The 21,919-nt window shown below is 65.8% G+C and carries 23 protein-coding genes; 16 read left to right on the plus strand and 7 right to left on the minus strand.

Annotation, left to right across the window (positions count from 1 at the left end; genetic code table 11):
* The first annotated feature begins 24 nt into the window (after positions 1-24).
* From BFD71_RS20500 to BFD71_RS20540, 10 genes are all read left to right on the plus strand, one after another.
* Entirely contained in the window at positions 25-741 is a 717-nt protein-coding gene (locus BFD71_RS20500) for a TetR/AcrR family transcriptional regulator (RefSeq protein ID WP_069266187.1), read from the plus strand.
* A 118-nt stretch (positions 742-859) separates the two neighbouring features.
* Entirely contained in the window at positions 860-1,819 is a 960-nt protein-coding gene (locus tag BFD71_RS20505; RefSeq protein ID WP_141710745.1) for a 4-hydroxyproline epimerase, read from the plus strand.
* The gene (locus BFD71_RS20510; protein ID WP_069266131.1) at positions 1,819-2,976 is read left to right on the plus strand and encodes an NAD(P)/FAD-dependent oxidoreductase; all 1,158 of its coding nucleotides are present in this window, start codon (positions 1,819-1,821) and stop codon (positions 2,974-2,976) included. The genes BFD71_RS20505 and BFD71_RS20510 overlap by 1 nt, the downstream gene beginning before the upstream one ends.
* Entirely contained in the window at positions 2,969-3,244 is a 276-nt protein-coding gene (locus BFD71_RS20515) for a 2Fe-2S iron-sulfur cluster-binding protein (RefSeq protein WP_069266132.1), read from the plus strand. The genes BFD71_RS20510 and BFD71_RS20515 overlap by 8 nt, the downstream gene beginning before the upstream one ends.
* On the plus strand, positions 3,241-4,509 hold the full coding sequence (locus tag BFD71_RS20520; RefSeq protein ID WP_069266133.1) for an NAD(P)/FAD-dependent oxidoreductase: 1,269 nt from the start codon (positions 3,241-3,243) through the stop codon (positions 4,507-4,509). Before BFD71_RS20515 ends, BFD71_RS20520 begins: the two co-directional genes overlap by 4 nt.
* A gap of 89 nt (positions 4,510-4,598) precedes the next feature.
* Complete coding sequence (locus tag BFD71_RS20525; protein ID WP_069266134.1) at positions 4,599-5,381, plus strand: AraC family transcriptional regulator; 783 nt, start codon at positions 4,599-4,601, stop codon at positions 5,379-5,381.
* Between the two features lie 179 nt (positions 5,382-5,560).
* On the plus strand, positions 5,561-6,475 hold the full coding sequence (locus tag BFD71_RS20530) for a dihydrodipicolinate synthase family protein (RefSeq protein ID WP_218108666.1): 915 nt from the start codon (positions 5,561-5,563) through the stop codon (positions 6,473-6,475).
* Between the two features lie 94 nt (positions 6,476-6,569).
* Positions 6,570-6,725, plus strand: a complete 156-nt coding sequence (locus BFD71_RS41490; protein ID WP_176732919.1) for a hypothetical protein — start codon at positions 6,570-6,572, stop codon at positions 6,723-6,725.
* Positions 6,726-6,771: 46 nt separating this feature from the next.
* The gene (locus BFD71_RS20535) at positions 6,772-7,434 is read left to right on the plus strand and encodes a response regulator (protein ID WP_028203032.1); all 663 of its coding nucleotides are present in this window, start codon (positions 6,772-6,774) and stop codon (positions 7,432-7,434) included.
* Positions 7,431-8,831: an ATP-binding protein gene (locus BFD71_RS20540; RefSeq protein ID WP_069266136.1), complete on the plus strand. Its 1,401-nt coding sequence runs from the start codon at positions 7,431-7,433 to the stop codon at positions 8,829-8,831. The genes BFD71_RS20535 and BFD71_RS20540 overlap by 4 nt, the downstream gene beginning before the upstream one ends.
* On the opposite strand, the gene ampC is transcribed toward BFD71_RS20540, so the two are convergent.
* The 5 genes from ampC to BFD71_RS20565 all read right to left on the minus strand — a co-directional run bounded on the left by ampC (position 8,828) and on the right by BFD71_RS20565 (position 14,564).
* Positions 8,828-10,000, minus strand: a complete 1,173-nt coding sequence (gene ampC, locus BFD71_RS20545) for a class C beta-lactamase (protein ID WP_256094825.1) — start codon at positions 9,998-10,000, stop codon at positions 8,828-8,830. The two genes, BFD71_RS20540 and ampC, sit on opposite strands and share 4 nt — an antisense overlap.
* Before the next feature lie 88 nt (positions 10,001-10,088).
* The gene (locus BFD71_RS20550; protein WP_069266137.1) at positions 10,089-11,615 is read right to left on the minus strand and encodes a purine-cytosine permease family protein; all 1,527 of its coding nucleotides are present in this window, start codon (positions 11,613-11,615) and stop codon (positions 10,089-10,091) included.
* 160 nt (positions 11,616-11,775) lie between these two features.
* Positions 11,776-12,705: a LysR family transcriptional regulator gene (locus BFD71_RS20555; RefSeq protein WP_069266138.1), complete on the minus strand. Its 930-nt coding sequence runs from the start codon at positions 12,703-12,705 to the stop codon at positions 11,776-11,778.
* A gap of 12 nt (positions 12,706-12,717) precedes the next feature.
* The gene (locus BFD71_RS20560; protein ID WP_069266190.1) at positions 12,718-14,151 is read right to left on the minus strand and encodes an NAD(P)/FAD-dependent oxidoreductase; all 1,434 of its coding nucleotides are present in this window, start codon (positions 14,149-14,151) and stop codon (positions 12,718-12,720) included.
* 68 nt (positions 14,152-14,219) lie between these two features.
* Positions 14,220-14,564 (minus strand): cupin domain-containing protein, encoded by a 345-nt coding sequence (locus BFD71_RS20565; RefSeq protein ID WP_069266139.1) that lies wholly within the window; start codon positions 14,562-14,564, stop codon positions 14,220-14,222.
* A 165-nt stretch (positions 14,565-14,729) separates the two neighbouring features.
* Here BFD71_RS20565 and BFD71_RS20570 point away from each other — a divergent pair, with 165 nt between their 5' ends.
* From BFD71_RS20570 to BFD71_RS20595, 6 genes are all read left to right on the plus strand, one after another.
* Positions 14,730-15,560 (plus strand): helix-turn-helix transcriptional regulator, encoded by an 831-nt coding sequence (locus tag BFD71_RS20570; protein ID WP_069266140.1) that lies wholly within the window; start codon positions 14,730-14,732, stop codon positions 15,558-15,560.
* Positions 15,561-15,698: 138 nt separating this feature from the next.
* Positions 15,699-16,649, plus strand: a complete 951-nt coding sequence (gene speB, locus BFD71_RS20575) for an agmatinase (protein ID WP_069266141.1) — start codon at positions 15,699-15,701, stop codon at positions 16,647-16,649.
* A gap of 18 nt (positions 16,650-16,667) precedes the next feature.
* Positions 16,668-18,152: an aldehyde dehydrogenase family protein gene (locus BFD71_RS20580; protein WP_083245358.1), complete on the plus strand. Its 1,485-nt coding sequence runs from the start codon at positions 16,668-16,670 to the stop codon at positions 18,150-18,152.
* Between the two features lie 135 nt (positions 18,153-18,287).
* Positions 18,288-18,677, plus strand: a complete 390-nt coding sequence (locus BFD71_RS20585; protein WP_256094826.1) for a DUF2946 domain-containing protein — start codon at positions 18,288-18,290, stop codon at positions 18,675-18,677.
* 133 nt (positions 18,678-18,810) lie between these two features.
* On the plus strand, positions 18,811-19,692 hold the full coding sequence (locus tag BFD71_RS20590) for a hypothetical protein (protein WP_069266143.1): 882 nt from the start codon (positions 18,811-18,813) through the stop codon (positions 19,690-19,692).
* Between the two features lie 28 nt (positions 19,693-19,720).
* On the plus strand, positions 19,721-20,083 hold the full coding sequence (locus BFD71_RS20595; protein ID WP_069266144.1) for a copper resistance protein CopC: 363 nt from the start codon (positions 19,721-19,723) through the stop codon (positions 20,081-20,083).
* 85 nt (positions 20,084-20,168) lie between these two features.
* On the opposite strand, the gene BFD71_RS20600 is transcribed toward BFD71_RS20595, so the two are convergent.
* Entirely contained in the window at positions 20,169-20,393 is a 225-nt protein-coding gene (locus tag BFD71_RS20600) for a hypothetical protein (protein WP_069266145.1), read from the minus strand.
* A gap of 220 nt (positions 20,394-20,613) precedes the next feature.
* Positions 20,614-21,804 (minus strand): porin, encoded by a 1,191-nt coding sequence (locus BFD71_RS20605; protein ID WP_069266146.1) that lies wholly within the window; start codon positions 21,802-21,804, stop codon positions 20,614-20,616.
* Positions 21,805-21,919 lie beyond the last annotated feature (115 nt).

Raw genomic sequence — 21,919 nt, forward strand, 5'->3', positions numbered from 1 at the left:
CGCCTGAATGGTATGATCGCCGCCATGAAAGACTCCTCCGTCAAGGCGCCCGCGCGCGCGACAAGGCGCAGCGCGAAGGCGGCTGACGCAGCGGCCCCCTCGGCTCCGCCGGCCTCCCCGGCCCCGAAACCCCGTTCCCCACGCAAGGACGCGGCGCCTGCCGCCGGCACGCGCCGCAAGAAAGCCCCGGCTCAGGTGCGCGCGCAGTTGCTGCAAGCGGCTTCCGATATCGCCACCGATCAAGGCGTGCCCGCCGTCACGCTCGACGCCGTGGCCGAACGCGCGGGCGTGACCAAAGGCGCGCTGCAGTATCACTTCGCCAACAAGCAGGGCTTGCTCGATGCCCTCTTCGAGCAGACGCTAACGCGCTTCGAGCAGCAGATGCACACGCGCATCGACGAAGGCGTGGCGCAAGGCACGCCGAAACACGGCGCCGCCGCGCGCGCCTACCTGCACACCACCATCGACGAAACGAGCCCTGCCGCCAGCACCAACGTGCTGCGCGTGCTGGTGGCCGCGATGATGACCGATCCCGCGATTCGCGAGCGCTACGCCGCGCCCATGCGCAAGTGGACGCGCCCCGACCCGCTGCCGCTCGAAGCCGCCGCCCGCCTCATGATCTGCCGGCTCGCGGCGGACGGCCTGTGGATCTCCGACCTGCTCGGCTACCAGAACATGCCGCCGCGCCTGCGCGCCGAAGTGGTGCGCCAGCTGGAGCAGCTGGCGCTCGTGAAAGCCTGACGAAAGCACGCGCAAGGGTTCCGCCTCACCGCCGCGCATTCACGCCCGGCGCACTATGCCGAAATCGTCACCGCGCATGGGTCGTTCGAGCAAGACGGCCAAAATGGCGCGACCTACGATTGTCGGCATGAAAGCCCTGACCGTTATCGACTCCCACACGGGCGGCGAGCCCACGCGCCTCGTGATCGACGGCGGCCCCGAGTTGGGCCGCGGCCCGCTCGCCGAACGCCTCGCCGTATTCCGTCGCGACTTCGACCGCGTGCGCGCAGGCGTCGTCAACGAGCCGCGTGGCTCGGACGTGATGGTCGGCGCGCTGCTTTGCGAGCCGCATGATCCGTCCTGCTCTGCCGGCGTGATCTTCTTCAACAACGTCGGTTTTCTCGGCATGTGCGGCCACGGCACCATCGGCCTCATCGCGTCGCTCGCGCATCTCGGGCGCATCGCGCCAGGCGTGCATCGCATCGAAACGCCGGTCGGCAACGTCGAAGCCGAACTGCACGCCGACGGCAGCGTCACCGTGCGCAACGTGCCCGCGTATCGCTACCGCCAGGCCGTGCCGCTCGACGTGCCCGGCTACGGCCGCGTGCACGGCGACATCGCCTGGGGCGGCAACTGGTTCTTCCTCGTCGCCGATCACAACCTGACGCTCGAAGCGGGCAACGTCGAAGCGCTCACCGAAGCCACGTGGGCCATGCGCCAGGCGCTCGAAGCGAATGGCATGACCGGCGCGGACGGCGCGCTGATCGACCATATCGAACTGTTCGCGCATTCGGACATCGCGGGCATCGACAGCCGCAATTTCGTGCTGTGTCCCGGCAAGGCCTACGATCGTTCGCCGTGCGGCACCGGTACGAGCGCGAAAGTCGCGTGCCTCGCCGCGGACGGCACGCTCGCGCCCGGCGCGCGGTGGCGCCAGGAAAGCATCATCGGCAGCGTGTTCGAAGCCTGCTATGAAACCACGCCCGATCTCCCCGCGGGCCATGTGCGCCCGAGCATTCGCGGCAGCGCGCATATTAGCGCGGAGTCCAAACTGATTTTCTCCGACGATGATCCGTTCGCGTGGGGCATTCCCGCGTGATGCAAGGTTCGAGCCGTCGACACGATGTCGTCGTGATCGGCGCGGGCATCGTGGGCGCGGCTTGCGCGCATGAACTCGCGGCGCAGGGCCTGAACGTGCTCGTCATCGAGCGCGCCGGCATAGGCGGCGGCGTGACGGCCGCGGGCATGGGCCACCTCGTCGTGATGGACGACACGCCCGCCGAATTCGCGCTGAGCGCGTGGTCGCTCGCGCTGTGGCACGCGCTGGCGCCGCGTCTCGACGAGCGCCACGCGTTCCTGCGCTGCGGCACGCTCTGGGTCGCCGCCGACGAAGAAGAACTGGCGCTCGCGCAGACGCGTCAGCAGGCGTTGCAACACCAGGGCGTGGCGTGTTCGATGCTCGACGCGCGCCAGTTGCGCAAAGCGGAACCGGGGCTGCGCAAGGGCCTCGTGGGCGGCATGATCGTCGACAACGACGCCGTGGTTTACGCGCCTGCCGTAGCCGCATGGCTGCTCGAGCAGCCCGTTAGCGGCCGCTTGACCTGCCGCACGCAGACGCAAGTCGTGCGTATCGACCGCGTGGGCGTACACCTCTCCGATGGCGAGGTCGTCGGCGCGGGCGCGGTATTGATCGCGAACGGCCTGGCGGCGCTCGAGTTGCTACCGCGCCTGCCGCTCCAGGCGAAGAAGGGACACCTCCTCATTACCGATCGCTATCCCGGCGCGATTCGTCATCAGATTCTCGAACTCGGCTACATCAAAAGCGCGCACAACGCGAGCGGCACCTCGGTGGCGTTCAACGTGCAGCCGCGGCCGACCGGTCAATTGCTGATCGGCTCGTCGCGCCAGTTCGACAGCACGGACCCCGCCGTCGAGCCGGCGATTCTCGCGCGCATGCTGCGCCGCGCCGCCGACTATCTGCCGCAACTGCCCGCGCTCAACGCGATCCGCGCATGGACGGGCTTTCGCCCGGCATCGAGCGACGGCATGCCGCTGATCGGCCCCGCGGCGGCGTTCGCCGATGACGACAGCCATCCGTCGACGTGGCTCGCCACCGGGCACGAGGGCCTCGGCGTCACCACGGCGCTCGGCACCGCGAAGCTGATTGCCGCGCAGATGCTCGGACGCGCCGCCGAGATCGACGCGACGCCGTATCTGCCCGCGCGCTTCGCTGACCAGGGGGCCGTGCATGCCTGAAGCCAATACGACCTTGACGATCGACGGTCGCAACGTGGGCGTCGCGCCGGGCAGCTCGGTCGCAGCCGCCATCGCCATTGCCGCGCATGCAGAACACGCAGCGCCCGTCACGCGGTGCTCGGTGAGCGGCGCGCTGCGCGGGCCGTTGTGCGGAATGGGCATCTGCCAGGAATGCCGCGTCACCATCGACGGCGTGCCGCATCGCCTTGCCTGCCAGACAGTTTGCATCGCGGGCATGAAGGTCGTCACCGGGAATGCAGCGCCATGAAGTTCGACATCCTGATCATCGGCGCCGGACCGGCCGGATTGAACGCCGCGCGCATCGCCGCACAGGCGGGCGCAAGCGTCGGCATCGTCGACGACAATGCGCTGCCCGGCGGCCAGATCTGGCGTCAGGGTCCCGGGCATCGCGCCGCCGGTCCCGCACGCGCCGTACTAGACGCCCTCGCGGCCCGCACCAACGTCACGCTGCTGGGCGCCACCCGCATCGTGCAGGCGCTGCCCGGGCGGCAACTGCTCGCGGAGAGCCCCGACCGTGCGCTCGCGCTCGCTTACGGCAAGCTCATCGTCGCCTCGGGCGCGCGCGAACGCTTCCTGCCTTATCCCGGCTGGACCTTGCCGGGCATCACAGGCGCGGGAGGTTTGCAGGCGCTCATCAAGGGCGGGATGCCCGTGCGCGGCGAACGCATCGTCATCGCGGGGAGCGGGCCGTTGCTCTGGGCCGCCGCGGTCACCGCGCGCCAGCATGGCGCAACGATCGCCGCCGTCGTCGAGCAGGCGCCGCCCCAGGCGGTGCGCCGATTTGCGGCAGGCCTCGTCCATACGCCCGCGAAACTCGCCCAGGCGCTGCGCATGCGCTTCGATCTGCGCGCGACGCCCTACTGGTGCGATGCGTACGTTGCCGAAGCCATCGGCACGACGCGCGTGACGCAGGCGCGCGTGCGGCGCGGCAACGACGACGTGCTGGTCGATTGCGACCGGATCGCATGCGCCTATGGCCTCGTGCCGAATACGGGCATCGGCGCGGCGCTGGGTTGCCGCCTCGAAACCCATGCGGGTTCTCCCGCCATCGCCGTGAACGAATGGCAGCAGACCTCCGCCGAAGCGGTTTACGCGGCCGGCGAATGCACAGGCGTGGGCGGCATGGAACTCGCGGCGGTGGAAGGACGCATCGCCGCGTATGCTGCGCTCGGCGACCACGCGAACGCCCGGCACCTGTTTGCCGAACGCGAGCGTTACCGCCGTTTCGCCACGCGCCTGCACGCGGCGTTCGAACTCGCCCCCGCGTTGCGGGCGCTGCCGCAGCCCGACACTGTGTTTTGCCGTTGCGAAGACGTCGCGTATGGCGACGTCGCGCGCCATACGTCGTGGCGCGACGCCAAGCTGCAGACGCGCTGCGGCATGGGTCCCTGTCAGGGCAAGATTTGCGGCGAGGCGGCGGCGTTCTGTTTCGGCTGGCCGCAAAATGGCCAGCGCCCTCCGTTCTCGCCCGCGCGCATCGACACCTTGCTGCACGTAGAAGCGGCGCAATAGCGCCACACCCGCTTTTTGTTGCAGATGCGCGCGCGTGCGCAAATCGGCACAATGGTATTTTCCGCCGATACCGCCCCAAGCGCCTCGCGATGTCCGAACCGGTCCTGCCCGCCGCCCTCGAAAACGCCACGTTTGCGCAGATGATCGCGCATTTCACCATGCTCGAACCGCTGTTCGACGCCATGCCCGACGTGGTGTTCTTCGTGAAGGATCACGAGGCGCGCTACGTGATCGCCAACACCACGCTCGCCGCGCGCTGCGGTTTCAAGGAGAAACGCGCGCTGCTCGGCAAGACGGCCGAGCAGGTCTTTCCCTCGCGCTTCGGCCACAGCTATACCGCCCAGGACCGGGCCGTGGTGCGGCTCGACAGCAGTCTCATCGACCAGCTCGAACTGCATCTGTATCCGGGCCGGCAGCCGGGCTGGTGTCTCACCTCGAAAGTCCCGCTGCACGACGCGCGCGGCCGCGTGCTGGGCGTGGCGGGCATTTCGCGCGACCTGCAGGCCGCCGAAGGCACGCATCCCGCTTACCAGCGGCTCGCGGTCGCCGCGAAGTACATCCAGGACAACTATGCGCAACCGCTCAAGCTCGCGCACCTGGCGAAGCTCATCAACATGTCGGTGGCGCAGATCGAGCGTTACTTCCACAAGATCTTTCACCTCACGCCCCGCCAGATGCTGCTGAAAACGCGTCTGGATGCGGCCTCGGTGCTGCTCGCGAGCGACCTGAGCATCACCGACATCGCCACGCAGTGCGGTTATAACGATCACAGCGCGTTCACGCGGCAATTCAAGGCCACGGTGGGTGTCACGCCCAGCCAGTACCGCGCGCTGCTGCAAACGCCCGAAAGCGCGCAGGCGTCCGCCGCCTGAGCCTCGCGCCAGCTTGCCCAGGGTTGTCCCTGGGCCGCTGAAGCAAGCGGCGGACTATGCAGATTTCGTCTTTTTGAGGCGCGAAAGGCCTCAAGCGTCAAACGATCTGGACAGCGATACTTCACTCATATTCAACAGGTACCGGCGCGAGCCGCTACGCATTCAAGGAGTGAGTCACAGTGAGCGCTATCCAGTGGAGCGGGGTGTTTCCCGCCGTCAGCACGCAGTTCAAGGCGGACTTCTCGGTCGATATCGACGCCACGCACCGGGTGGTGAGCAATCTCGTCAAGGACGGCGTGTCGGGCCTCGTGGTGTGCGGCACCGTCGGCGAGAACACCTCGCTCGCGACGAGCGAAAAGATTGCGGTGATCGAGGCCGCGCGCGACGCGGCAGGCGGCAAGGTGCCGGTAATCGCGGGCATTGCCGAATTCACCACCGAGTTCGCGCGTCAAACCGTGAAGGAAGCGGCGAGCGTCGGTGTGGACGGCGTGATGGTCATGCCGGCGCTCGTGTATTCCTCGAAGCCGCACGAAACGGCCGCGCATTTCCGCGCCGTGGCGTCGAGCACCGACGTGCCGGTGATGGTCTACAACAATCCGCCGATCTACAAGAACGACGTCACACCCGACATCCTGATCGCTCTTCAGGATTGCGAAAATATCGTCTGCTTCAAGGATTCGTCGGGCGATACGCGCCGCTTCATCGATCTGCGCAACGCCGTGGGCGATCGCTTCGTGCTGTTCGCGGGCCTCGACGACGTAGTGGTCGAAAGCGTGGCCGTGGGCGCGCAAGGCTGGGTCTCGGGCATGTCGAACGTGTTCCCGAAGGAAGGCGAAACGCTGTTCCGCCTCGCGAAGCAAAAGCGCTTTGACGAAGCGCTCGCGCTCTACCACTGGTTCATGCCGCTACTGCATCTCGACGCGCGTCCCGACCTCGTGCAATGCATCAAGCTGTGCGAGGAACTGGTGGGCCGCGGCAGCGCCGTCACGCGCCCGCCGCGCCTGCCGCTCGAAGGCGAAGCGCTCGCGCATGTGAAGGCCGTGGTCGAGAAGGCGCTCGCCACGCGCCCCGCCCTGCCGGACGTCGGTCTGTAAGCGCTACGCATTCAACGCGCCTCTCTCCCAATCTTCATTCGAATCGCCGAAACCGGGCCACGTTGGCCCGGTTTGTTTTTTCACACGGGATGCCATGTCCGCCACCATCGTCCTCACGCTCGACGAAGTCTTCACGCTCTCGCGCAACGTGCTGCCGCAAGGCATGTCCGATGCGTGCGCCGAGCCCACGCTGCGCGATATCGCGCCCGGCGTGCTGGCCGTGGGAGCGTGCCGCTTAAGCACCGGTTAAGCCGGGATGAGCGACAATGTAAGGCTGGAAATTGGGGGAGCGAGCGATGCGCCTGTTGCTGGTGGAAGACGACGAAATGATTGCGGAAACGGTGCTCGACTCGATGCGCCGCGAGGGTCATGCCGTCGACTGGGCGCGCGACGGGCGGGAAGCGGAGCTTTCGCTCGACAACGACGTGTACGACCTCGTGCTGCTCGACCTCGGGCTGCCGAAGAAGGACGGGATCGAAGTGCTGAACGGCTACCGCCGTAAGGGCGGCGAAGCGGCCGTGCTGATCCTGACCGCGCGCGACTCGGTGACGGACCGCATCGCCGGGCTCGACGCCGGCGCCGACGACTACCTCATCAAGCCCTTCGATCTCGACGAACTGGCCGCCCGTACGCGCGCCATGCTCCGCCGCCGCACGGGCCAGAAACAGCCCGTCTACACGCACAGCGGCCTCGCGCTCGACCCCGCCGCGCACGAGGTGACGAAAGACGGCGAAAGCGTCGCGCTCGTGCCGCGCGAATTTGCGCTGCTGCGCGTGCTCATCGAGCAGCCCGCGCGCGTCTTCACGAAGGCCGAACTCGAAGAGCGCATGTACGGCTGGGGCGAGGAAGTCGGCAGCAACGCGATCGAGGTGCACGTGCACAGCTTGCGCCGCAAGATCGGCACCGACCAGATCGTGACTGTGCGCGGCGTAGGTTACCGGCTCAAGAGATCGGAATGAACTCCATCCGCCGCCGCCTGCTGGGCTGGCTCATCTGCGGATTCGCGGCCGCCTCCATCGTGGCCGGCTTCGGCATTTTTCACAGCGCGCGTGAAGAAGCGGGCGAGCTCTTTGATTACGAGCTGCATGCCGTGGCGCAATCCATGCCCGCGAACGCCGCGATGGCGCGCGAGGTCGAGCAGTCCGGTCCCGGCTTCGACGAGATCGCCGACGACCGTATTCTCATCCAGATCTGGGACCACGACGGCAAGCTGGTTTACCGCTCGCAGGAAACGCCCGTGCTGCCGCGCCAGGCCACGGGCTTTCGCACGATCGAGCACGACGAGGTGCATTGGCGCGTGTACGGCATCGCGCAACCGGATCGCTTCGTTCAGGTGGCGCAGCCCATTTCCGTGCGCGACGGGCTGGCGCTGCATCTCGCGCTGCATACGTTGTGGCCGCTCGCACTGCTCGTGCCGGTGGCCATCGTGCTGCTGCTGTTCGTGGTGACGCGCGGGCTCGCGCCGGTGGGCGCGTTGTCGGCGCTGCTCGCTTCGCGCTCGGCGCATGAGCTGGAGCCGTTGCGCCTCGACGGCTCGGTGCCCGTCGAACTGCGCCCGCTCGTCGTCGCGCTCAACGATCTGCTGGACCGCCTGAATACGGCTTCGCAGGCGCAGCGCACCTTCATCGCCGACGCGGCGCACGAGCTGCGCTCGCCGCTCGCCGCGCTCAAGCTGCAATGGCAGGCGGCGCTGCACGACGGCACGCTCAACGGCGAGCCGCGTACGCTCGAGCGCATGCAAACGCGCCTGAACCGCACGATCCGCCTCGTGCAGCAACTGCTCACGCTTGCGCGCGAAGATGCGCAAGCGAGCACGCCCGCCACTGTCGTCAGTCTGCGGAGGCTGGGAGAGCAGGCCATCGGCGACTTCTCGCTGCTCGCGGAAGAGAAAGGCATCGACCTCGGCCTCGAGTCGCGGCCACCCATCACGCCCAATTGCATCTGCAACGTGAACGCCGACGCGCACGGCCTGAACACCCTGCTGAACAACCTGCTCGACAACGCGATCCGCTACACGCCCTCAGGCGGCAAGATCGATCTCGTGCTCACGCGTTCGCAGGACACGCTCGGCTTCGAAGTCATCGATAACGGGCCCGGGATTCCCGAAGCCGATCTCGAGCGCGTGGTCGACCGCTTCTTTCGCGGCGATCATGCCCAGGGCACAGGCAGCGGGCTCGGACTTTCGATCGTGGCGCGCATCGCGCAGCGTCATGGCCTGACGTTCACGCTGCGCAACAACCCGGGCGGGCGCGGTCTCACGGCGGCGGTGAGCGGGCTGCCTGTGCACGACAGCCCGGCGGCTAACACGAATGCGCCCGCCAGCCGAACCGCGCGGGCGACGAGCGATTCGGCCTAAGGTGCAGGCACGCCCTGCACCCGTTCCAGCACGCGATAGGCGAACCGCACGCGCGACTCGGTGGGGTGATTGCGGTTGGCGAGAATGACGATGGCAGTCTTGCGCGAAGGCTCGAACGCCAGATAGCCGCCAAAACCATTGGTCGCGCCCGTCTTGTCGAGCAACACGTCGGGCTGCGGCGGCAGCGGCGGAATCAACGCCGTGGCCGGGTTGTCCTCCAGCACCATCACGTTCGCGTTGCCTTTCACGAGATCGTTCAGGCCCACCGGCTGCGCGTACTGCTCCCATACGAGGTCCTGAACGAACGGCCCCGTGCGGAAATAGCCCACATGCGTGGCCTCCAGCGCGCGCTGCATCTCCGGTTCCACTTCGACCTGGCCCAGGTTCGCTTCGAGAAAGCGCAGCATGTCTCGCGTATCCGATTTCACGCCGTAGGCTTCGTCGGCTAGCACGCCGGGATGCAGACGCACCGGCGCGTTCTTGCTGTTGTAGCCCTGCGCATAGGCCGCGCGCTCCGCGGCCGGCACGCGGATGAACGTGTGCGTGAGCCCGAGCTTCGGAAAGAGCAGTGTCTCCACCGCATCCGGGTAGCTCATGCCGAGCTGCTGCGCCGCGATGCGCGCGAACATGCCGATGCTCGGGTTCGCGTAGGTGCGCTGCGTGCCAGCCGGATAACGCGGCCGCCATGCCTTGAGCCAAGCTGTCAGCTGCGCGTCGTTCGTGACTTCATCGGGCACCTGCAGCGGGAAGCCGCCGCCCGTGTGCGTACCGAGATTGACGAGCGTGAGCGCGCCGAATGGCGTGCCGCGCATCTCGGGTACATAGGTGCTCACCGGCGCATCGAGCGAGAGCTTGCCGTTCACCTGCGCCCATCCGGCCAGGGTGGCGGCGAACGTCTTGCTCATCGAGCCGAGTTCGAACAGCGTTTCGTTCGTGACCGGCTCGCCCGTTTCCTTCGATGCGACGCCGAAGTTGTAGAAGCGCTCCGTGCCGTTCACGGCGACCCCGATCGCGAGACCGGGGATACCGTTCTCGCGCATGAAGGCGAGCGCGGCTTCGCGTATCTGAGCGTCGCTGCCGGTGGCAGGTTCGGCGGCAAAGGCGGGACTGCTTATGGCGACGGCGAAGAGCAGGGCACCGGCACCGCCCCTTACGAGTGAACGAAGCAAGATCGCCTCCTTACGCGCTGCGCAAAGCCGTGATCTTACCCGCTCTCTGCGCAACGGCTCCCGGCGAAGCGACCAGGTGCTTGCCGACTTACTCGGCGTATTCCGGGCTGCGTTGCAGTTCACGCACCGCGCCAGCGGTTTGCCCGCGCGCGCCGCCGCGCACGAAGCGGCGCCCTTCCCGGCCGTACACGGCATCCGGCTCGGGGAAGATCGTCAGCAGTACGACGTAGATCATGCCGCCCACCGCCAGCGAAACCGGCACGCTCAGATCGAGGCCACCCGCCAGCGAGCCAAGCGGACCGACGAATTGCCCCGGCAGATTCACGAACGAAAGACCGAAGAACGCCGCCGGCAGCCAGGCACCCATCGCGCGCAGATTCCAGCCGTGCGTGAACCAGTAGTGGCCGCCACGGCCGCCGCGATTGAAGACCTGGAGGTCATCGTTGAGATAGTGGCCGCGGCGCGTAACGAACCCGATCACCATGATCGCCATCCACGGGCAGCTGAACGTGCAGATGAGCGTGGAGAACGTCGAGACGCTTTCCACGAGATTGAACGCGAAGCGGCCGACGAAGATGAAGCCGATGGCCAGCGTGCCGATCAGCATGGTCGCACGCAGGCGATTCAGGAGTCTCGGAAACATGCTCGACATGTCGAGGCCGGTGCCATAGAGCGCGGTCGTGCCCGTGGACATGCCGCCGATGATCGCAATGAGGCAAGTAGGCAGCAGGAACCAGCGCGGCGACACGGCCAGCAGTCCGCCGACATAGTCGTTCGAGGCAATAAAGCTCGGCGCCTTCGTAGCGATGAGCGTAGCCGTGACGAGGCCGAAGAAGAATGGCACGAAAGTGGCGATCTGCGCGGCGAATACGGCGCCCATCACGCGGTGGCGCGGTGTGTGCTGCGGAATGTAGCGCGCCCAGTCGCCGAGCGTCGAGGCGAACGACACCGGGTTGCTCAATGCGACGAGCACGGCGCTCACGAAGGCCACCCAGAAGCCCGCGCCGCCCTCATGCAGCGTGCCGGCGTAGTTGGGATCGAATGCGCCCGCGAACGCGAAGGCGCCCACCACGAACATGAGGCTCGCCGCCCATACGGCGATCTTGTTCACCCACAGCATGAAGCGAAAGCCGTAGATGCACACCACCACCACGAGCACGGCGAACACCATGTAAGCCGAGCTGAGTGTCCAGGCGTTGACCGGCACCCCGACCATGTCGTGTGCGCCGCCCACGAGTGCATCGCCTGAACTCCACACGGCGAGCGCGAAGAACGCGATCGATGTGAGCAGCGCGAGGAACGAGCCCACGATCCGCCCATGGATGCCGAAGTGCGCCCCCGACGAAACGGGATCGCTCGTGCCGTTGCGCGGACCGAACAGGCTCATGGGCGCGAGAATGCAGGTGCCGGCGAGCACGCCGAGCACGATGGACCACACGCCCGCCTTGAACGAGAGGCCGACCAGCACCGGAAAGCTGCCCAGCACCGAGGTGGAGAAGGTATTGCAGCCGCCGAACAGCAGCCGGAAAAGATCGATGGGCCGCGCGTAGCGCGACGCATCGGGAATGCGTTCGAAACCGAAAGTTTCGATCTGGGTAATGCTGTTATTGCTCATTGTCTCACTCCTTGCCGCGCTGATCTGGCTGTTTTTGCAACAACCGGCCAACGCACTATCAACGTCTCTCGCCCACTTTAATCGATCGCAGCGGGCTAATTATTCTGCATTCCATACGTTTACATCTTGCGCAGCCAATGTATGGCGCGCAGCGCTTCTTTCATTCAACCAGCGCTTCGGGCGCGGCGGCATGCTGCCCGTAGACGCCCAGCAGATCGTCGCAGAACGCACGCACGATGGGCTTTTCCGCCGCGCTGCGCTTGACGGCCAGATGCATCGGCACGTCGAAGCCGAACGTGGTGCGTCCGAGCGCCCGGATGAGGCCGCGTTGCTCGAACGGCTCGGCGTGATGCGCAGGCAGATAGCCGATATGGCTGCCCGAGAGGATCAGAACCGTGGCGGCGTCGATGCTGTCGGCAATCGCCGTCACCTGCCGGTCGCCGATACCGGCAAGCTCCTCGGGGATCGGATAGCTGCGCCAGACCCAGTCGTGCTCGCGCAGATCATCGACATTGACGTGCGGCGCATGATGGAACAGCGCGTGCCCGCGCCCGCAGCACAGCACCTGGCGCTCGCTGAACAGCTCGGTGTAGTCGAGGCCCGCCACGCGATGCCAGAAGTAGCCGATCGCAATGTCGAGGTGGTTGTTGATGAGGCTTTCTTCGAGTTCCTGCGGCGCCGCGACCTTCATCGTGAAACGCACGGCCTGATCGCGTTTGCGGAATGCGCCTATCGCTTCCGCGAGCCGCGCGTTCTCGACGTGCGAAGCCTGGCCAATCAGGCCGATGCCGAGCGTGCCGACGAGTTTTCGGTCAATATCGCGCACCCGCGCCACGAACTCGGTGGTGGCCGCAACGAGCGCGCGCGCCGAGGGCACGAAACGTTCGCCCTTCGACGTGAGACGAAAGCCGCCGCGTCCGCGCTCGCAGAGCTTGAAGCCCACGCGCGCCTCGAGCGCCGAGAGCTGCGTGCTGATGGTGGACTGCCGCACGCCTAGCGTCGCTTCGGCTGCCGTGATACCGCGCGCGTCCACCACGGCGAGAAACACGCGGATGAGCCGCAGGTCGAGATCGGAGGTATTGGAGAACATGCCGCTAGTCCCTCACATCGGAAAGCCCATCGCCTTGATACCCTTGATCCACGCGCGCTTCCAGCCGCCTTCGGCGTCGGCGCCGTCGAACGCATGGAACGTGACCTTGGCGGCCAGCCAGCGCACTGGCTCCGGCGGGATATAGGTCGGGCTCTGGTTGGCGATATCGAGCGTGCGCTCGGGGCTGTTGCGGTCGAACAGGATATTCAGGCCCATGAAGGCGCCGAAGCGGCTCGCCGCCACGCCAAAGCCCGTGTAACCCGCCACGAAAACAGCTTTGTCGTTCAGATAGCGCTTCGCGAATACGGAGCCGCGCGAGCAGTAGTCGATCGGGCCGCCCCATGCATGCGAGAAGCGCACGTCCGCAAGCTGCGGGAAGGTGCGGTAGAACGCCTGCGCGAGCCGATAGTAGGTCTCGGCCTTCTGGTCCTGCGCGGGATTCGGATCGCCGTCGAAGTGATAGCTCACGAGCCCGCCGAAGATGATGTTGTTGTTCTTCGTGAGGCGGAAGTAATTGAGCTGCGTGCGCGTGTCGTAAATGCCCTGGCGATGCTTCCAGCCGATACGCGCGAGCTGTTCTTCGGTGAGCGCTTCGGTGGCGAGCACGTGGTCGCGCACCTGCAGCACGCGCCGGTTGATATCGGGAATGCCGACCTTCGCCGTACCGCTGCCGAACACCACGCGCGGCGCGCGCACGCTGCCTTCGGGCGTCTTCACGTAAACAGTTTGGCCTTCGTCGATGACATCGATGAGCGGCGTGTGCTCGTAGAGCTTCACGCCGAGCGAAAGCGCCGCGCGTTTGAGGCCCCACGCGAGCTTGGCCGGATGCACGATGCCGCTGCGATTGCGCGACCACAGCGCGCCGGCGAACAACGGCGAATCGAGTTGCTCGCGCGTCGCTTTGCTGTCGAGCAGAACGACATCGTGCCCGTAGCGCCTGTGCAGCTCGTAGTCGCCGCGCAAGTGCTCGATATGCTCCGGATCGACCGCCACCGTCATTTCGCCGTTCCATTCGATGTCGGCGTCGATGTTGTAGCGCTTGAGCGTCTGCTCGAAGCCATCGAGGTTGTGATGACCGAATTCTTCGAGCTGCGCAATATCGTTGGGGAATACCCGTACGGCATTGGGCAGTCCATGCATCACCGAAGTCGAGATGATGCCGCCCGCGCGGCCCGACGCGCCGTGCGCGACCTTACCCGCCTCGATCAGCACGACGTTCAGATGCGGCATCTGCTCCCTGGCCTGCACGGCGGCCCATAACCCTGTGAAACCGCCGCCGACGATCAGCAGGTCGGCCTCGACGTTGGCGGTGAGCCTGGGCTCGGTCGGCGGCTCGGCGGGGTTGTCGAGCCAGTACGGAAAGAACCGTGTGCGCGAAAGCGCCTCTTGCACGCTGAGCGTGGCTCCCGGGCGCGATTCGACTTCAACTTCTGCAGGGGTACTCATGATTGGCTTCACTGCGCGGAACGAGAGAAACAGAACCGCCTCCCGTTGAAGGCGGCTCGCCATGGTCCTTAGGCCTGTTCGAGCACGACGTAGAACTTCTTCGCGTCTTCGAGGGTTTCCCAGCGGCCTGCAAAGCCGGCGGGCAGCAGATAGCCCTGGCCGGCCGCAAATTCCTTGCGGGCGCCGTTCGCGTCGGTCAGGGCGATCTTGCCTTCCACGAGCCATACCGCTTCGTCGGCGGTCGTGGCCGGGAAGTCCACCACGCCGACCTTGCCTTCCCACCAGCCGATCACATAGTGATTGTTCTTGCCGACCGTGGCGCGCCAGTCGCTTTCGTCCATGCCGTATTCCAGTTTGGTGAATTCGCCGATGCCAGCGCCCAGCGGCACGATGTCCTGAATCAGTTTGCTCATTTGCGTCGCTTCCAGTTGATTGAGTGACGCCAAAGTTACCGACTCGCGCGGTTGCGGTATGCCCCCCCTCAGGGGGGGCAAGCGGTGTTTTGCTGCGTGATTTGGGCATTTGGGCGGCCAATAGCGTTCGGCTATAATCAATCAGCCATTATGAATGGGCGTGCCATGCTGCTCAACGTCCCCCCGCTGAACCGCGATCAACCGAACTTTCCGCTCTCGTTCAAGACCCTCGGCAACGTGATCGAGGCCGTCGGCACGCCCGATTTCGTGCCGCGTCTCACGCTGCTGCTCAACGAGGTCGTGCCGGTCAATGTCGTGCATATCGAACGTTCGCGCGCGGACAACACGATGCCCACGGGCTATCGCTGCGAATGGATCGGCAGTGGCGGGGTCGGAATGGATTCGGGCGCGATCTCGGACGTGATGACGCTCTACTACGACCGCTTCTACGAAAGCGATCCGCTCTTCGCGGGCATTCGCGGCAAGCTCGGCACGATGCTGGTGGTGCGCGACATCGGCGCGATGCCGCCGGGCGAATTCCGCCAGCGGCTCTTCGACGAGGCGCGCATTGCCCACGAATGCGTGCTCGCTCGCGGCACCCGCCACGCGCAGGACTCCATCGCGCTCGAACGCGGGCTGCGCGAACCGCCGTTTACGCTCATGGAAATGAACCGTTTTCGCAGCGTGAGCGAGTTTCTGTTTCCGCTGCTCGAACTGCACGCCTCCACGAGCGCGGCTCGGCGCATCGCCCATGCGGCTCCGTTCATGCATCCGCTCGCGCAGTTCGACGCGCGCGTTGCGGCCGACAACGTGCGCCTGTCCAAACGCGAATACGAGACCTGTGCGCACCTCATCACCGGCAAGACCGTGCCCGAAGCCGCGCAGATCCTGGGCGTGCAGGTGGCCACCGCCGAGTCGTACGTGAAGCGCGCCTTCGCGAAACTGGGCGTGCGCACCAAGCGCGAACTGATCGCCTGGGGCCACGCCGCGGTTTAGTCAGGCTGGTCGGCCTGTTAAGGACCCGCATACATCGATTTCCATCGATGTAAACATCTCAACTTCAATATTTGGCCGCGCGGGATCTCCCCTACCATCGCCCGATCGATTTGACTCTAACGATCGGAGACACACCAGATGGAACGCCAGTTCAACCAACCGCAGGGCGGCAACGAGATGCCGCGGTTCGGCGGCATCGCCACGATGATGCGCCTGCCGCAGGCCGAGACCACCGAGGGCCTCGACGTCTGCTTCGTGGGCGTGCCGCTCGATATCGGCACCTCGAATCGCTCCGGCACGCGCTTCGGGCCGCGCCAGATCCGCTCGGAATCGGTGCTGCTGCGCCCGTACAACATGGCCACGCGCGCGGCGCCGTTCGATTCGCTGCAGGTGGCCGATATCGGTGACGTCGCAACGAATCCGTATGACCTGAAGGATTCGATTCGTCTGATCGAAGCGGCCTACGACCGCATCGTCGAGACGGGCTGCCGCCCGATCACGCTCGGCGGCGACCACACGATCGCGTGGCCGATCCTGCGCGCGCTGCACAAGAAATACGGCAAGGTCGCCGTCGTCCACATCGACGCTCACGCCGATGTGAACGACACCATGTTCGGTGAAAAGATCGCGCACGGCACGCCGTTTCGCCGCGCCGTCGAGGATGGCCTCCTGCAATGCGACAAGGTCACGCAAATCGGCCTGCGCGGCACCGGCTATCACGCCGAAGACTTCGACTGGTGCCGCAAGCAGGGTTTCACCGTCGTGCAAGCCGAAGCCTGCTGGAACCGCTCGCTCGCACCGCTCATGGAAGAGGTGCGCGAGCGCGTGGGCGACACGCCCGTGTACCTGAGCTTCGATATCGACGGGCTCGATCCCGCCTTCGCGCCCGGCACCGGCACGCCCGAAATCGGCGGCCTCACCGTGCACCAGGGCCTCGAAATCGTGCGCGGCATGAAGGGGCTCAACGTAGTGGGCGCCGATCTCGTCGAAGTCTCGCCGCCGTACGACCAGGCCGGCACGACCGCGCTCGTGGGCGCGAATCTCGCCTTCGAAATGCTTTGCATCATGCCCGGCGTGGCTTACCGCTAGGGCGCGAGGAGACACCTCATGGCTACGAATACCGAACGTCGGATCGACGGCAAAGCCTTCGTGCTGCGCGCCGCAGTGATTGCGGGCGAAACCTTTTGCGCCGCGGACAGCGAAGTGTGCTCGCGCATCTGCAATGCGGCCACGGGCGAAACGATCGGCTGGCAGGAGCACGCGACGGCCGCGATGGTCGATCGGGCCGTGCACGCCGCACACGATGCGCTCATCGCGTGGCGGCACACCACACCGGCCGCGCGCGGCAAGCTGCTGCGCAAGATCGCCGAACTGGTGGAAGCCGACCGCGCACGCCTCGCTGCCATGCAGATGCAGGTGAGCGGCAAGCCGCCGTTCGAAGCAGACCTCGACGTGAGCGACGCCGTCGCGACGTTCAACTACTACGCCAGCCTCTGCGATGACGCCTCGGCGTTCGCCGCCGAACCGGTCGCGGTGCCGGACGATGCGCTGCTGGCCGAACGCGTGCACGAACCGGTCGGCGTCGCGGCGCTGATCGTGCCGTGGAATTTCCCGATGGTCACGACGGCGTGGAAACTCGCACCCGCGCTGGCCGCGGGCTGCACGGTCGTCATCAAGCCTTCGGAACTCACCTCGCCCACCGAGCACATGCTCGCCGCAATCGTGAGCGAAGCGGGCGTGCCCGATGGCGTCGTGAACGTGGTCAACGGCGGCGGCGACGTCGGCGCGTGGCTGACGACGCATCCGCTCGTCGACAAGATCTCGTTCACCGGCAGCACGGCTTCGGGCCGCAAGGTCATGCAGACCGCCGCGCAGGACATGAAGCGCCTCACGCTCGAACTGGGCGGCAAATCCGCGCTGATCGTGCGCGAAGACGCCGACGTGGCGCAGGCCGTCTCGCTCGCGGTGGGCGGCGCGTTCACCAACGCCGGACAGATGTGCTCGGCCACCGCGCGTATCCTCGTGCACGACAACGTGTATCGCAAGTTCATGGCCGCGTTCGAGACCGCGGTGCGAGCCGTCGTGGTCGCGCCGCCTCAAGGTGCGGACGCGGCAATGGGACCGCTCATCAGCGCGGCCCAACACGCGCGCGTGGCCGCCCTTGTGGCGCAAGGCGTCGAAGCGGGCGCACAGATTGCGTTCGCGGGGAAACTCGATCCCGCCTGCGCCGATGGCTTCTTCATGGCGCCCGTCGTCATCGCGGAGCCCGCGGCGGACAACGTGCTGTGGACCGACGAAGTTTTCGGACCGGTCGCGTGCGTGAAGTCTTTCCGTTCGGATGACGAAGCAATCGCACTCGCCAACGATACACGTTACGGACTGGTCGCCACGGTCGTGACGCGCGACGAAAAGGCCGCGCGACGCTACAAGGCGCAGTTGCGCGCCGGGCTCGTCTGGGTGAACACCCCGCAACTGATCTTCCCGCAAGTGTGCTGGGGCGGCTTCGGCCTGAGCGGCATCGGCCGCGAACTGGGCGTCGCGGGCTTGCGCAGCTACCAGGAATTGCGTCACACAGTCGGCCTGCGCGGCTGATCGCTTCAAGGCACTTTCGTGCCGGCTTCACGCGGGCTCGATCGCTTTGACGGGCGGCGCTGCCGTCGTCAGCCGCGCGGCGGGGATGGCGGCTCGCGTGGCATAATCGCCGCACTATTTCCGCCACTTCACGCCGTGCGCCGATTCCATCTCAGGCTGGGCAGTCTACTGGGGACGCTTGCGCTCCTCATGGCGACGCTCGCGCCCGTGGTTTCGCATCTGCTTGCCGCCCAGGCCATGCAGATGGCGCCCGGCACGGTGGAACGCGCGCCCTGCGGCATGCCTTCGATGGAGCATCACGTTCACGGCGCGAGCGGCACAGCGGGCACGCACGCAACGTCGGGCGACATGCAGGACTGCGGCTATTGCAGCTTCTTCGCGCACCTGCCCGTCGTGTCCGGCGTACCCGTGGCGCTATTCGTCGTCGGCCGGCTCGTGCAAGCGCGCATCGCGGCGCAGTTCGAAAGCGTTCGCCTCGTCGCGCCCGCGGGCCGCATCCACGCACGCGCCCCACCCCTGTCCTGACTGGCTCGACCATGCCAATCCCGGCCGACGCGCCCAGCGTGTCGCCGGGTCTGCCCGCGCGCCGCCGAAGCTCGCGCGCGTGCCTCGCTCCTCGACAGGACAACTCATGTCTGACCAATCGCCTTCCAGCCGCATGGCGCCGGGCGTTCTTGCCAACCTTCGCACACTCGGTCGACTCGTCGGCTGCGCGCTGCTGCTCGGACCGTGCGTGGCCCATGCACACGCCATCGCGGGCGACCGCGTTTTCCCCTCCACGCTCTCCGTCGACGACCCGGGCGTAGGCGACGAAGCCAACCTCGAATTCGGGCACCAGCGCGTGCCGGCTGACGCCGGCGACCAGAGCATCAACACCTTCCGCTTCGAGTACGACAAGCTCATCACGCCGCGGCTCGCGTTCTCGGTGGACGGCGGCTACGTCATGCAGAACAACCCCACGGCGCGCGGCTTCGACAACTTCGGCGTGGGGCTCAAGTACCTGCTCTACGTGAACGATGCGCATGAATTCATGACCTCGGTCGGCGTGAACGCCGAACTCGGCGGCACCGGCAGCCGGGCGATCGCCAACAACTTCTCGACGATCTCGCCCACGGTCTTCGCCGGCAAGGGCATGGGCGATCTGCCCGACTCGCTCGCCTGGCTGCGGCCCATCGCCATCACCGGAGAAGCGGGACCGTCGTTCACGACCGGAGGCGGGCAGCCGAACTCGTTCGACTATGGCTTCACGTTCCAGTACAGCCTGCCCTACCTGCAGCAGCACGTGCACGACCTCGGCTTGCCGCAGCCGTTTTCCAACCTCATCCCGCTGGTCGAAGTGCCCCTCTCGCGCAGCCAGGGACAAACGACCGGGACCGTCAACCCCGGCTTCATCTGGATGAACCGTTACGGCCAGCTCGGCATCGAAGCACAGATCCCGATCAACCGGGCGAGCGGCTCGCACGTCGGCATCCTCGCGCAGGTGCACATGTTCTTCGACGATGTCGCGCCGCGCACGATCGGCAAGCCGCTGTTCCAGTAAGCCAGCACATTCACACAGGAATATCGCCATGAAACTCGCTACTTTGCGCACGGCTGTTGCCTCGATCGCGCTGCTCGCCGCCCACCTCGCATGGGCGCACGCCTATCCGAAGCATCAGGAACCGCCCGCGGGATCGACCGCGCCGGCCACGCTCAACGCGGTCGTGATCGACTTCGACGATGGGCTCGAGCCCGCGTTCAGCTCCATCGACGTGACCGACGCGCAGGGCAAATCCGTCATTCGCGAGAAGGCCAAGGTCGATGCGGGCAACAGCAAGCGCATGTCGGTTGCGCTGAACGCGCTGACGCCCGGCAAGTATTCGGTGGTGTGGGTCGCGGTTGCCGCCGATGGGCATCGCACGACCGGACATTACTCGTTCGATGTGAAGTGAACGGGTAACGACGAGATGAGGCCATGCTGCGATTTCTTGCGCTTTCGCAGTGTGGCTCTTCGTTGTTATCCGGCGGGGTGCCGGCTCAATGCGGCGTGGTTGTGGTAAAGGCTTCGGGCGAGCCGTTCAAGGCGTCGTACAGATCCCCAACGGGCAAGTCGCCGATTTCGTTGTGGATATAGGCGTTAAATGTGCGGTCGTAGAGCGCACGCCCGGCGTCGGTTTCCATCGTCATGTCGAAGCCGTTGAGAACCAGGCCGGCGATCTCGTCGGCTTCGAGCAGGATGTGTTCAGCTTTCTTTCGTTCCATGGTAGTGCTCCGGTACTGCAGGATCAGGCAATTTTAAAGGGAACGGCCCAAAAATGCTGGAGAAAAAAACGGGGGCGATTCGGTTTCGTTCCCGCGATGCGGCATACGCCGTCGCGCCACAATACTTAGTTATCCGATTAATTTTCGAAACCTGAGTCTTTCATAAAATCACCATGGGCGGCGCTCAGACCGTGCAGAGCGCCGCGTGCAGGCTACGACGTCAGAAGCTGTGACGAATGGCGGCACGCACCACGACCTGGCGGGAAGTGGACGAGAGATCCTGCGCGCCGGGCACATAAGCCTGGTCGAGCGACGAGCCGGTCTTGTCGCCCGCCACGAGCTGGAATGCGCCCTGCAGATACACGTCCGTGCGTTTCGAGAGGTTGTAGTCGGCCATCACGCCCACGGAGTGGATCGATGGCTTCACGCTGCCTGTCGTCGCGTCGTAGTGTACGAGCGTGTAGACATAGTCCGCTCCGACGTAGAAAGCCGGCGTAAGCTGATACTTGCCGTTCACCTCGAAGTTCTGATACCTGAGCGACGTCACCCGGCCGCCGGCGAGCGGCCCCGTCACCGGCTGGATCGTCTCGTCACCGGTGAGATACCCGACGTTCGCCACAGGCTGGCCGATGTACGTATTGGTGTACGCGAAGCCGACCGTTGCCGAGCCCGCTGTGTAGCTCACGCCAGCGCCGAAAATCTGCAGACGCGACGAAGCGAAATTGCCGTCCGCGCCGTTCGTACTGCTCGCGCCCGCAATCGCGCCGCCCGAGGTCAGCGCGGGGTTGCTGGCGTTCAGGTAGGCCGCGGCGATGAGCCATTCGCCCACCGTGTATTGCGCCCCCACGCTCACCGCGCGGTTGTTCGCGAAGTTCGTGTCGTTGCTGAAGCTATACGTGCCGCCGAACGAGAAACCGCCGAACGTCGGACTCGCGTATTTGATCGTGTTGTTCAGGCGAAAGGTATTGTCGGTATTGTCGTTGTCGTAGGGGTGCGAAAACAGGTAGCCGCCCCAGTTGCCGTTCGCCGTCGTCTGCGCGAGATAGTCCACCACGGCGTCGTACTGACGCCCGAACGTGAGCGTGCCGTAGCGTTCATTGGCGAGACCAATGTACGCCTGGCGTCCGAAGGCTCGGCCGCCTTGTGCCAGCGTCCCGTTGCTCGCATTGAAGCCGCTTTCGATCTGAAAGACCGCGCTGTTGCCGCCGCCCAGGTCTTCAGTGCCCTTCAGGCCCCAGCGGCTGCCTTGGGCGTAGCCGCTCGTCATTTCGTAGACGGCGTGACCGCCGACGTTGTTCGTATAGTCTATGCCCTCGTCGATCAACCCGTACAGGGTTACGCTGCTTTGCGCAAAGGCTGGCGCCGCCGCACCGCACAGCGCCATGACACAAACGATCTTCCTCTTTCTCATATGTCTTCCGTTTTTATAAGTCATACTTACTATCAGGCGAATACGTAGCCCGCTTATCCTCACCAGGCGGATCGCATGCCTTGCGCCCGCCCTGGTCAATTGCACGACCTGTCCA

The sequence above is a fragment of the Paraburkholderia nodosa genome (genome assembly GCF_001718195.1).
GTDB lineage: Bacteria > Pseudomonadota > Gammaproteobacteria > Burkholderiales > Burkholderiaceae > Paraburkholderia > Paraburkholderia nodosa_A.

Excerpts from the sequence above, each read along its gene's own strand:
- BFD71_RS20500 (WP_069266187.1), top strand. The coding sequence starts at position 25 with ATGAAAGACTCCTCCGTCAAGGCGCCCGCGCGCGCGACAAGGCGCAGC.
- BFD71_RS20510 (WP_069266131.1), top strand. The coding sequence starts at position 1,819 with ATGCAAGGTTCGAGCCGTCGACACGATGTCGTCGTGATCGGCGCGGGC.
- BFD71_RS20515 (WP_069266132.1), top strand. The coding sequence starts at position 2,969 with ATGCCTGAAGCCAATACGACCTTGACGATCGACGGTCGCAACGTGGGC.
- BFD71_RS20520 (WP_069266133.1), top strand. The coding sequence starts at position 3,241 with ATGAAGTTCGACATCCTGATCATCGGCGCCGGACCGGCCGGATTGAAC.
- BFD71_RS20525 (WP_069266134.1), top strand. The coding sequence starts at position 4,599 with ATGTCCGAACCGGTCCTGCCCGCCGCCCTCGAAAACGCCACGTTTGCG.
- BFD71_RS41490 (WP_176732919.1), top strand. The coding sequence starts at position 6,570 with ATGTCCGCCACCATCGTCCTCACGCTCGACGAAGTCTTCACGCTCTCG.
- BFD71_RS20535 (WP_028203032.1), top strand. The coding sequence starts at position 6,772 with ATGCGCCTGTTGCTGGTGGAAGACGACGAAATGATTGCGGAAACGGTG.
- BFD71_RS20540 (WP_069266136.1), top strand. The coding sequence starts at position 7,431 with ATGAACTCCATCCGCCGCCGCCTGCTGGGCTGGCTCATCTGCGGATTC.
- BFD71_RS20550 (WP_069266137.1), bottom strand. The coding sequence starts at position 11,615 with ATGAGCAATAACAGCATTACCCAGATCGAAACTTTCGGTTTCGAACGC.
- BFD71_RS20555 (WP_069266138.1), bottom strand. The coding sequence starts at position 12,705 with ATGTTCTCCAATACCTCCGATCTCGACCTGCGGCTCATCCGCGTGTTT.
- BFD71_RS20560 (WP_069266190.1), bottom strand. The coding sequence starts at position 14,151 with ATGAGTACCCCTGCAGAAGTTGAAGTCGAATCGCGCCCGGGAGCCACG.
- BFD71_RS20565 (WP_069266139.1), bottom strand. The coding sequence starts at position 14,564 with ATGAGCAAACTGATTCAGGACATCGTGCCGCTGGGCGCTGGCATCGGC.
- BFD71_RS20570 (WP_069266140.1), top strand. The coding sequence starts at position 14,730 with ATGCTGCTCAACGTCCCCCCGCTGAACCGCGATCAACCGAACTTTCCG.
- speB (WP_069266141.1), top strand. The coding sequence starts at position 15,699 with ATGGAACGCCAGTTCAACCAACCGCAGGGCGGCAACGAGATGCCGCGG.
- BFD71_RS20580 (WP_083245358.1), top strand. The coding sequence starts at position 16,668 with ATGGCTACGAATACCGAACGTCGGATCGACGGCAAAGCCTTCGTGCTG.
- BFD71_RS20590 (WP_069266143.1), top strand. The coding sequence starts at position 18,811 with ATGGCGCCGGGCGTTCTTGCCAACCTTCGCACACTCGGTCGACTCGTC.
- BFD71_RS20595 (WP_069266144.1), top strand. The coding sequence starts at position 19,721 with ATGAAACTCGCTACTTTGCGCACGGCTGTTGCCTCGATCGCGCTGCTC.
- BFD71_RS20600 (WP_069266145.1), bottom strand. The coding sequence starts at position 20,393 with ATGGAACGAAAGAAAGCTGAACACATCCTGCTCGAAGCCGACGAGATC.
- BFD71_RS20605 (WP_069266146.1), bottom strand. The coding sequence starts at position 21,804 with ATGAGAAAGAGGAAGATCGTTTGTGTCATGGCGCTGTGCGGTGCGGCG.